Source organism: Rhizobacter sp. P1_G5 (assembly GCF_056405435.1).
In genome coordinates, this window is record NZ_JBFUCB010000178.1 from 1 (window position 1) to 9,968 (window position 9,968).

The window sequence follows — 9,968 nt, forward strand, 5'->3', positions numbered from 1 at the left end:
GATCATGTCGGCGTACTCGGCATAGGCCAGGCCGCGGCTGATGGATTGCTCCAGCCCGTTTCGGGTGCGGTAGAAGCCCTCGATGGTGCGCTCGCCGGTGGTGAACGGCTTGTCGTTGTCGTCGACGTCGCTCGTCACCAGGTCGGCCGCCTCGGCATCGGTGCGCGCCAGCAGCACGGTGGGCGTGCCCATCACGTCGGCCGCGAGGCGCGCCGCCACCAGCTTGGCCACCGCTTCGCGCGTCGGCACCAGCACCTTGCCGCCCATGTGGCCGCACTTCTTGACGGACGCGAGCTGGTCCTCGAAGTGCACGCCGGCGGCGCCCGCCTCGATCATCGACTTCATCAGCTCGAAGGCGTTCAGCACGCCGCCGAAGCCGGCTTCGGCGTCGGCCACGATCGGTGCGAAGTAATCGCGGTAGTCGGCATCGCCCGGGCCCTTGCCCTCGGACCACTGGATCTGGTCGGCGCGCTGGAAGGTGTTGTTGATGCGGCGCACCACCATCGGCACCGAGTTCGCCGGGTACAGCGACTGGTCGGGGTACATCTCGCCGGCCAGGTTCGCGTCGCCGGCCACCTGCCAGCCGCTCAGGTAGACCGCCTTCAGCCCGGCCTTGACCTGCTGCATCGCCTGGTTGCCGGTCAGCGCGCCGAGCGAATTGATGAAGGGCTCGGTGTGGACCAGGTTCCACAGCTTCTCGGCACCGCGCTTGGCCAGCGTGTGCTCGATCTGSARSGAGCCGCGCAGSCGCACSACGTCGGCCGCGCTGTAGCCGCGCTTGATGCCYTTCCAGCGCGGGTTSTYGGCCCAGTCTTTTTCGAGGGCGGCGATCTGTTGCTGACGGGTCGGTTGGCTCATGTCGGTCTCCGGAAGTGACGGTGTGGAAAAACGAGGACTTGATGGCTTCAAGAATAGGAGCCGGCCGTCTCTTCCGGAAGACTTGTGTCTTATATAAGACTAAAAATAATCTTCAATGAAATCAATGATTTGATCCTTCTATTTCTGGATGTGAAATCGACTTCTTCCATCTGGAAGAATGAGCGCAGCAAGGCATCACTGTTTTTCCACAATACGAAACGATGTTTTCTTGATGCGGAAAGCTGAAATGCGAGGCGCGCATCTTGCGAGGCGTGCCTGTCACCTGCGCGCCATGCTGCGCAGCCAAGATCGCGAACTTTCAAGGAGGGCCTGCCCGTGTCGTACCGTCGTTTCTCAAGCCGCCTGCGGCTGTGTCTGCTGGCCTCGGTGTGCGCAGGCCTGAGCGCCTGTGGTGGCGATGATGGGCCGTCGTCCCCGGGCGAGCCCGCCGCTTCGCTGACCATTTCCGGCACCGCGGCCACCGGTAGCGCGCTGGCGAATGCCACGGTCGCCGTGCGCTGCGCCGACGGCAGCCAGGGCACTGCCACCACCCGCGCCGACGGCGGCTATTCCGCCGCCTTCAACGGCAAGCTGCCCTGCGTGCTGGAGGCCGATGCGGGCACGCTCGGCAAGCTGCACTCGCTGGCCACGGGCAGCGGCAGCACCGCCACGGCGAACATCACGCCGCTGACGGAAGCCCTGGTGGGCAAGTTCTCGGCGGACACCGTGGCCTGGTTCGCGGGCTTCGACGCCACCGCAGGAGCCAAGCTCAGCACCGCCGCGGTCTCCGCCGCCCAGGCCGCGGTGAAGGACGAACTGGTGGCCAACGGGGTCAGCATTCCCGCCTCGGTGAGCGACTTCCTCGCCGGCGCGCTGGTCGCCGCTTCAGGCAACACGCCCGGCAACGAGCACGACCAGCTGCTCGACGCACTCGCCGCCAAGACCTTCAGCATCAAGCTGGTGGCGATGAACGACTTCCACGGCGCCATCACCGCGCCGGCCGCCACCAACGGCGGCACGGTGACCCTGCCCGACCCGGCCCATGCCGCGGGCACCAAGGTCAACGTGGGCGGCGCGGCCTACGTGGCCACCGCCATCAAGGCGCTACGCGCCAAGGGCCCCAACAGCGTCGTGGTGGGCGCAGGCGACATGACGGGCGCCTCGCCCTTCGTCTCGTCGGCGACGCACGACGAAGCCTCGGTGGATGTGCTGAACCGCATCGGGCTGGAGATCACCTCGGTCGGCAACCACGAGTTCGACTACGGCCGGGCCGAACTGCTGCGCAAGCAGAACGGCGGCTGCTTCCCGGTCTCCGGCGCGCAAGGCACGGTCGGGGCCGACACCTGCTTCATGGACGCCGCCACCGGCACCTGGTCCGCCACCGGCGGCAGCTTCAGCGGCGCCAAGTACAAGTACCTGGCGGCCAACGTGGTCGACCAGGCGAGCAGCATGCCGCTGCTGCCGGCCACCGCCATCAAGCGCTTCGGCCCGGTGGCGGTGGGCTTCATCGGCCTGACGCTCAAGGGCACCACCGAGCTGGTCGCCGGCACCGGCATCAGCGGCCTGAGCTTCCTCGAAGAGTCGGCCACCATCAACAGCCATGCGAAGTCGCTGAAGGCGGCCGGCGTTCAGGCCGTGGTGGTGCTGATCCACCAGGGCGGCGTGTCGACCGCGACGACGGTCAACGACACCAGCTGCCCGGTCAGCTTCGGCGACCTGGGCGGCATCCTGGACAAGCTCAGCAGCGACATCGACGTGGTCGTCAGCGGCCACAGCCACCAGGAGTACGTCTGCAACTACACCGGCAAGGCCAGCGGCAAAAGCTATGTGGTCACGCAGACCGGCTTCTACGGCGGCGCGGTCACCGACATCAACCTGGGCATCAAGCTCAAGACCGGCGTGACCTCGATCGACGCCGCCACGGTGCCCATCATCCAGGCCGACAACAATGCCAGCGTGACGGTGCCTGCCGCCTTTGCCACCTTCGCCAAGGATGCGGACATCGCCGCGCTGGTGGACAAATACGTCGCCGTCTCCAACACGCTGGCGCAGAAGCAGGTCGGCACGATCGGCGGCAACCTGATGCGGGCGCTGTTCACCGGCACCACCAACCGCGACGAGTCCGCCGAGGGGGTGATGGGTTCGGTGATGGCCGATGCCTACCTGTACGGCACGCCCAACGGCGCCGACTTCGCGGTGGTCAACCCGGGCGGCGTGCGCGCCGACCTGACCTGCGGCGCCGGCGTGAGCGCGCCCTGCCCCGTGACCTACGCCCAGGTGAACACCGTCGCACCGTTTGCCAACACGGTGGTGAAGGTCAGCGTGACCGGCGCGCAGGTGATCCGCCTGCTCGAGCAGCAGTGGGAAGCGCCGAACTGCACCGCCAAGTTCAACCCCGCCACGCTGCAGTACGGGCGCCTGCTGCAGGTCTCCAGCGGCCTGACGTACAGCTACGACAACAGCGTGAACGCCTGGACCACCGGCGCCAGCCCGACCGACTGCGCGGCCGCGGGCACCGGCCACCGGGTGGTGGTGTCGTCGGTCAAGGTCAACGGCGTGGCGCTGGACCTGGCCAAGACCTACACGGTCAGCACCAACAACTTCCTGGGCCTGGGCAGTGGTGGCGACAACTTCAACGTGCTGGCCACCCTGGGGACCAACAAGGTGGACTCCAAGGTGATCGACCTCGACGCGATGATTGCCTACTTCCGCGAGAAATCGCCGGTCGCCCCCACGACGCCGCGCATCACGCGCCTCAACTGATGCGGCGTCGCTGGAACCTCGCCAGGGCGGCGGCCGGAACGGTCGTCGGGTTGCTGTGCAGCCTGCAGGCGCTGCCGGCCTGGGCGCTCGACGCGGCGCAACAGCGTGCGCTGAACGAGGCCGTGCAGCAGACCTCCCAGGCCTGCCTGCACGAGATGCACCACGACACCGACGAGTTCTCGGCGTGTGTCGATGCCAGGCTGCAGAGCGCTGCGGGCAAGCCGGTGGAGCAGCTCGGCACGGCCTACCTGGGGCTGGTGGGTTGCGTGTCGGCCGCGCGCATCGCCACCTTGCACTCGGATGTCTGCGCGCAGGCCTACCTGGCGCGCGTGGACCCGCTGCGCAAGCGCTTCAAGCTGAGCGACCAGGATCTGTGCCCGACGGTGGCGGGCGACTGCCGCAGCAGGCTGGCGCAGATCGAGGCACTGCGCCGGGACAGGAAGCCGCAGAAATAAAACCGCAGAATCGCAGGATGAGCAGCTTCGCCTTCCTGTCGAACAACGCCTTCCTGAAGGCGCCCGCGGCTTCGGCCGACACGCCTTACGCGGTGGCCGGCATCGCCTGGGACGGCTCGGTGACGAACCGCCCTGGCGCCCGCTTCGGCCCGCGCGCGATCCGCGAGGCGAGCCACATGCTGTGCGACGGCATCCACCCGTTCTTCGACACCACGCCCGACGGGCAGCTCGGCGATGCCGGCGACCTGCTGCTGCCGAACACCAGCCTCGAGCGCATGCGCGCGGCGATGGGCCCGCAGGTGGCGCCGCTGATCCGCGCGCACCACATGGCCTGGCTGGGCGGCGACCACTCGATCACGCTGCCCTTGCTGCGCAGCTATGTCGAGTGGCTGGGCAAGCCGCTGGCGGTGATCCATTTCGATGCGCACTGCGACACCTGGGAGGATCACTTCGGCGAGCCGAGCGGCCACGGCACCTGGGTCTACGAGGCGATCAACGAAGGCCTGGTGATCAAGGAATGCTTCACGCAGCTGGGCATCCGCTCGGCCGGCCAGCGCGAGGCGCGCGAGTACGTGCGCGACCAGGGCGGGCAGATCTTCACCGCACGCGAGCTGCGCGGTCTCGACGGCGCGGTGCAGATGCAGCCGGTGCTGTCAGCGATCCGCAGCCGGCTCTCGCGCCACGACAACCCTCCCGTCTACCTGAGCCTGGACATCGACTGCCTCGACCCGGCCTTCGCGCCCGGCACCGGTACGCCCGAGCCGGGCGGCCTGACGACGACGCAGGTGCTGACGGTGCTGGAGGAACTGGCCGACCTCCCCTTCGTCGGGATGGATTGCGTGGAGGTCTCGCCGCCGTACGACCACGCCGAGCTGACGAGCTATGCGGCCGCCAGTTTCGTGTGGACGTATCTGTGCGGACGCCTCAGCAGGGCTTCGATACCTCAGCCTGAACGGGCTTGAGTGTTCGTCAAACCGCCAGCGCCGTCGTCTTCTTGACCGTCCGCAGCACCAGCATCGAGTTCGAGCGCACCACCCCCGGCAGCCGCTCCAGCACCTCGGTGTGGAAGCGCTCCAGGTCGCCCGCATCGCAGTAGGTAAAACGCAGCAGGTAGTCGTTGGTGCCGGCGACGTAGAAGCAGTCGAGGATCTCTGGCACGTCGCGCACCGCCTGCTCGAACTCGGCCATCGCGGCCTGTGTCAGCTTCTCGAGGTTGACGATCGTGAAGCTGGTGCCCGGCTGCCCGACCGCCTTCGAATCGATCAGCGCGACGTACTGCGCGATCACGCCGTTGTCTTCCAGCGCCTTGACGCGCCGCAGGCAGGCCGACGGTGACAGGTGAACCCGTTCGGCCAGCTCGACATTGGCCAGCTTGCCCTCGACCTGCAACACCTGCAGGATGTGGCGATCAATCGCATCGAGTTGCACCTTGGGCTTGCTGCTTGCCATATCCTGCGAATCCTTGATTGATTCTCCGCATGATATTGCGGCACACACTGGAATCGAGCTGCTTTGCGCAAGCAAATTTCGCGGCAGCCCGGCTAGACTGCGTGACGGAAATCACAGCGCTACCTGTCATGGACAACACCCTCGACGCCCACTGGATGCCCTTCACCGCCAACCGGCAGTTCAAGCAGGCGCCGCGCCTGCTGTCCAGGGCCGAAGGCATGCACTACTGGACGCCCGAGGGCCGCCAGGTGCTCGACGGCGCCGCCGGCCTGTGGTGCGTGAACGCCGGCCATGCCCGCCCGAAGATCGTCCAGGCGATCCAGGCGCAGGCCGCCGAGATGGATTTCGCGCCGCCCTTCCAGATGGGCCACCCGAAGGCGTTCGAGCTCGCGCAGCGTCTCGTGCAGCTGGCGCCGAAAGGCCTCAGCAAGGTCTTCTTCACCAACTCCGGTTCCGAATCGGTCGAGACCGCGCTGAAGATGGCGATCGGCTACCACCGCGCCCGCGGCGAAGGCCAGCGCACCCGGCTGATCGGCCGCGAGCGCGGCTACCACGGCGTCAATTTCGGCGGCATCTCGGTCGGCGGGCTGGTCGCCAACCGCAAGATGTTCGGCAGCCTGCTGCCGGGCGTCGACCACATCCGCCACACGCACGATCCGCGCAACGCGTTCACGCAGGGCCAGCCGCTGCACGGTGCCGAGCTGGCCGACGACCTGGAGCGCCTGGTCGCGCTGCACGATGCATCGACGATCGCCGCGGTCATCGTCGAGCCGGTCGCCGGCTCCACCGGCGTGCTGGTGCCGCCGCAGGGCTACCTCGAACGCCTGCGCGCCATCTGCGACAAGCACGGCATCCTGCTGATCTTCGACGAGGTCATCACCGGCTTCGGCCGCCTGGGCGCGCCGTTCGCGGCCACCAAGTTCGGCGTCACGCCCGACCTGATGACGGTCGCCAAGGGSCTGACCAACGGCGCGGTGCCGATGGGCGCGGTGTTCGCGAAGCAGCATGTGCACGATGCCTTCATGAACGGCCCCGAGCAGGCCATCGAGTTCTTCCACGGCTACACCTACTCGGCGCACCCGCTGGCCTGCGCCGCGGCACTCGGCACGCTGGACACCTACGCCGACGAAGGCCTGCTGACGCGCGGTGAAGCCATGGCGCCCACCTTCGAGCGCGCGGTGCATTCGCTGAAAGACCTGCCGAACGTGATCGACGTGCGCAACCTGGGCCTGGTCGGCGGCATCGAGCTCGCGCCGATCGACGGCCAGCCCGGCAAGCGCGCGTTCTCGGTCTTCCTCGACTGCTGGGAGAAGGGCCTGCTGATCCGCACCACCGGTGACACGATCGCGTTGTCGCCGCCGCTGATCATCGAGAACAAGCACATCGACCAGCTGATCGGCACCTTGTCCGACGCGATCAAGCGCGCGGCCTGAACATGCCCCCTCCTTTCAACCGCACACCAAAGGGCATTGCCTAGCGCCTACCGTATGAGCTTCCTGAGCGCCGACAGCGATCTCACCCGCCACTCGTACTACGCCGCGACCGTGCAGCGGACGGCGGGCTTTCCCATGCTGTCGTCGTCGCTCGACTGCGATGTCGCCGTCGTCGGCGGCGGCCTCGCGGGGCTCTCGGCAGCGATCGAGCTGGCCGACCGCGGCTACCGCGTCGCGCTGCTCGAAGCCCGTGAGGTCGGCTGGGGCGCCTCGGGCCGCAACGGCGGCCAGGCCATCGCCGGCCTCGCCTGCGAGCAGACGGTGATCGAGGACCAGCTCGGCCTCGACGCCTCGCGCCAGGTGTGGGCGATGACGCTCGAGGCGCTTGATCTCATCCACCAGCGCTGCAAGCGTTTCTCGATCGACTGCGACTGGCAATCCGGCTACCTGAGCCTGGCCATCAACTCGCGCAAGGCGCGCGAGCTGCACGACTGGCACGTGCTGATGCGCGAGCGCTACGACCACGACACCACCTGGATCACGCCGGCCGAGCTGCCGCAGTGGATCGCGAGCCCGCGTTTCCACAGCGGCGCTCACGATGCGCGCTCCGGCCACCTGCATCCGCTGAAGTACAGCCTGGGCCTGGCACGTGCCGCGGCGAGCGTCGGCGTGCAGCTGTTCGAGCAGTCGCCGGTCACGTCGATCACGCCCGGCCCCACGGTGCGGCTGACCACGCCGCAAGGCGAAGTGCGCGCGAAGCACGTGCTGCTCGCCGGCAACGTCTACCTGCAAGGCCTCGCGCCGCAGCTCGAACGCCGCATCATGCCGGTCGGCACCTACATCGTGGCCTCGAAGCCCGTCGATCCGGATCTCGCCCGCTCGCTGATCCCGTCGCGCGCGGCGGTGTGCGACACCAACTTCGTGCTCGACTACTTCCGCCCGACGCCCGACCACCGCATGCTGTACGGCGGGCGCGTCAGCTACAGCACCAGCACACCGCTCAACCTCGCGGCCAGCATGCAGCGCCGCATGGCGCGCAGCTTCCCGCAGTTGAAGGACACCGCGGTCGAGTTCTCGTGGGGCGGCTTCGTCGACATCAGCATGAACCGCGCGCCCGATTTCGGGCGGCTGCCCACCGAGGGTGCAGCCGCGGCCTCGAAACCGCACCACGACAACATCTACTACCTGCAAGGCTTCTCGGGCCACGGGCTCGCGTTGACGGGCCTCGCCGGCAAGCTCGTCGCCGAGGCGATCGACGGCCACGCGGCCCGCTTCGACACCTTCGCGAAGCTGCGCCACCGCACGTTCCCCGGCGGCCCGCTGCTGCGCACGCCGGCCCTCGTGATGGGGATGGCGTACTACCGCCTGAGGGACATGCTGTGAGGTGGCTGCCGATTGACTTTGCATTCGGCGCGGGCACACTCATTGCTCCTCTTGCGCTGTCTCTTGTGTTCTGTCTTGCGTTGCCAGTAAGCCCAGTGTGTTGCCGCTCAACAAGCGACGCGCAGCAAGCCCAATGAAAACACTGAACAAGCCGGTCGTCCTGATTCCCGCGTGCAACCGAATGGTCGGGCAGCACCCCTTCCACATCGCCGGCAAGAAATACATCGACGCGGTGCGCCTGGCAGGCTGCCTGCCGCTGGTCGTGCCCTCGTCCACCCCGGCCGAGATCGACGAGTTGCTCGACGTCGCCGACGGCGTGCTGCTCACCGGATCGCCATCGAACGTGCACCCGAGCCACTTCGGCGAAGAGGTGCGCGACGCCACGCTGCCGCTCGACCGCGACCGCGACGACTGGACGCTGCCGATGATCCCGCGTGCGCTCGAGCGCGGCATCCCGCTGTTCGCGATCTGCCGCGGCTTCCAGGAGGCCAACGTCGCGCTCGGCGGCTCGCTGCACCAGGCCGTGCAGGAGGTGCCGGGCCAGCGCGACCACCGCGGCGCGCCGCATTTGAAAGACGCGCCGCCCGAGGTCGTCTACGACTTCGCGCACGAGGTCACCGTGGTGCCCGGCGGCACGCTCGCCGGCATCATCGAGAAGCCCGCCTTCCAGGTGAACTCGGTGCACGGCCAGGGCGTCAACAAGCTCGCGCCGGGCCTGCGCGTCGAGGCCCGCGCGCCCGACGGCCTGGTCGAGGCCTTCTCGATGGCCGAGGCCAAGTCCTTCAACCTCTGCGTGCAATGGCACCCTGAATGGCAGGCCGCGCAGAACCCGATCTCGCTGCGCCTGTTCAAGGCCTTCGGCGCCGCCTGCCAGTCGTTCCGCGACCGCCACCGGGAGCCGCACCGCGACCCGGACCGTTAGGTGCGTTCCACCCTGCCCTGACGCTCGACCCAACCGCAGGTCATCCTGGCTTGCGGCCAACGAAACAAACAGGTGATCCCATGGTGGACAAGAACAACTTCAACTTCAGCGACCTCGAGCAGTGGCTCAACGACCGCCGCGTGACCGAGATCGAGTGCCTGGTGCCCGACCTCACCGGCGTGGCCCGCGGCAAGATCCTGCCGCGCGAGAAATTCACCGAGGACCGCGGCATGCGGCTGCCGGAGGCGATCGTCGCGATCGGCGTCACCGGTGAATTCCCCGAGGAAGGCCCGTACTACGACGTGATCCACGCGACCGACCGCGACATGCACCTGCGGCCGGACCCGAGCACGGTGCGCATCGTGCCGTGGGCGGTCGACCCGACCGCACAGGTCATCCACGACTGCTTCGACCGCGACGGCAAGATGATTCCGTACGCGCCGCGCTCGGTGCTGCGCAACATCTGCGACCTGTACGCCGCCGAGGGCTGGGACCCGGTGGTCGCGCCCGAGCTGGAGTTCTACCTGATCGAGCGCAGCACCGACCCGAACCAGCCGCTGCGCCCGCCGAAGGGCCGCAGCGGCCGCGCCGAGACCTCGCGCCAGGCGTACTCGATCGATGCGGTGAACGAGTTCGACCCGCTGTTCGAGGACATCTACGCGTACTGCGAGCAGATGGAGCTGAACGTCGACACGCTGATCCACG

9 protein-coding genes are annotated in these 9,968 nt (G+C 67.9%); 7 read left to right on the forward strand and 2 right to left on the reverse strand.

Annotated features, from left to right (window positions below):
- Nucleotides 1-858, reverse strand: an 858-nt coding sequence (aceA, locus tag AC1D12_RS14325) for an isocitrate lyase (protein WP_477841093.1), incomplete at its 3' end; no start/stop codon positions are given.
- 336 nt (nt 859-1,194) lie between these two features.
- On the opposite strand from aceA, the gene AC1D12_RS14330 reads away from it, so the two are divergent.
- The 3 genes from AC1D12_RS14330 to speB are packed head-to-tail and all read left to right on the forward strand — an operon-like array spanning nt 1,195 to nt 5,038.
- Entirely contained in the window at nt 1,195-3,621 is a 2,427-nt protein-coding gene (locus tag AC1D12_RS14330) for a bifunctional metallophosphatase/5'-nucleotidase (protein ID WP_477841095.1), read from the forward strand.
- On the forward strand, nt 3,621-4,076 hold the full coding sequence (locus AC1D12_RS14335; RefSeq protein ID WP_465113586.1) for a hypothetical protein: 456 nt from the start codon (nt 3,621-3,623) through the stop codon (nt 4,074-4,076). The genes AC1D12_RS14330 and AC1D12_RS14335 overlap by 1 nt, the downstream gene beginning before the upstream one ends.
- Before the next feature lie 17 nt (nt 4,077-4,093).
- Nucleotides 4,094-5,038 carry an agmatinase gene (speB, locus tag AC1D12_RS14340; RefSeq protein WP_477827539.1) on the forward strand — a complete coding sequence of 315 codons (945 nt, stop codon included), beginning with the start codon at nt 4,094-4,096 and terminating at the stop codon, nt 5,036-5,038.
- 7 nt (nt 5,039-5,045) lie between these two features.
- Here speB and AC1D12_RS14345 read toward each other — a convergent pair whose 3' ends face one another.
- Nucleotides 5,046-5,525 carry an Lrp/AsnC family transcriptional regulator gene (locus tag AC1D12_RS14345; RefSeq protein WP_047512606.1) on the reverse strand — a complete coding sequence of 160 codons (480 nt, stop codon included), beginning with the start codon at nt 5,523-5,525 and terminating at the stop codon, nt 5,046-5,048.
- A 128-nt stretch (nt 5,526-5,653) separates the two neighbouring features.
- Between AC1D12_RS14345 and aptA the strand changes: the two genes are divergently transcribed.
- From aptA to AC1D12_RS14365, 4 genes are all read left to right on the forward strand, one after another.
- Nucleotides 5,654-6,958, forward strand: a complete 1,305-nt coding sequence (aptA, locus tag AC1D12_RS14350; RefSeq protein ID WP_047512603.1) for an omega-aminotransferase AptA — start codon at nt 5,654-5,656, stop codon at nt 6,956-6,958.
- Nucleotides 6,959-7,012: 54 nt separating this feature from the next.
- On the forward strand, nt 7,013-8,341 hold the full coding sequence (locus tag AC1D12_RS14355; RefSeq protein WP_477827505.1) for an NAD(P)/FAD-dependent oxidoreductase: 1,329 nt from the start codon (nt 7,013-7,015) through the stop codon (nt 8,339-8,341).
- Between the two features lie 133 nt (nt 8,342-8,474).
- Nucleotides 8,475-9,263, forward strand: coding sequence for a gamma-glutamyl-gamma-aminobutyrate hydrolase family protein (locus AC1D12_RS14360; RefSeq protein ID WP_477827506.1), 789 nt, complete (start codon nt 8,475-8,477; stop codon nt 9,261-9,263).
- Nucleotides 9,264-9,343: 80 nt separating this feature from the next.
- A partial coding sequence (locus AC1D12_RS14365) for a type I glutamate--ammonia ligase (RefSeq protein ID WP_477841098.1) occupies nt 9,344-9,968 on the forward strand: 625 nt, incomplete at its 3' end.

Bases quoted from the DNA above. Each gene is read 5' to 3' on its own strand.
- AC1D12_RS14335 (WP_465113586.1), top strand. From the start codon at position 3,621: ATGCGGCGTCGCTGGAACCTCGCCAGGGCGGCGGCCGGAACGGTCGTC.
- speB (WP_477827539.1), top strand. From the start codon at position 4,094: ATGAGCAGCTTCGCCTTCCTGTCGAACAACGCCTTCCTGAAGGCGCCC.
- AC1D12_RS14345 (WP_047512606.1), bottom strand. From the start codon at position 5,525: ATGGCAAGCAGCAAGCCCAAGGTGCAACTCGATGCGATTGATCGCCAC.
- AC1D12_RS14355 (WP_477827505.1), top strand. From the start codon at position 7,013: ATGAGCTTCCTGAGCGCCGACAGCGATCTCACCCGCCACTCGTACTAC.
- AC1D12_RS14360 (WP_477827506.1), top strand. From the start codon at position 8,475: ATGAAAACACTGAACAAGCCGGTCGTCCTGATTCCCGCGTGCAACCGA.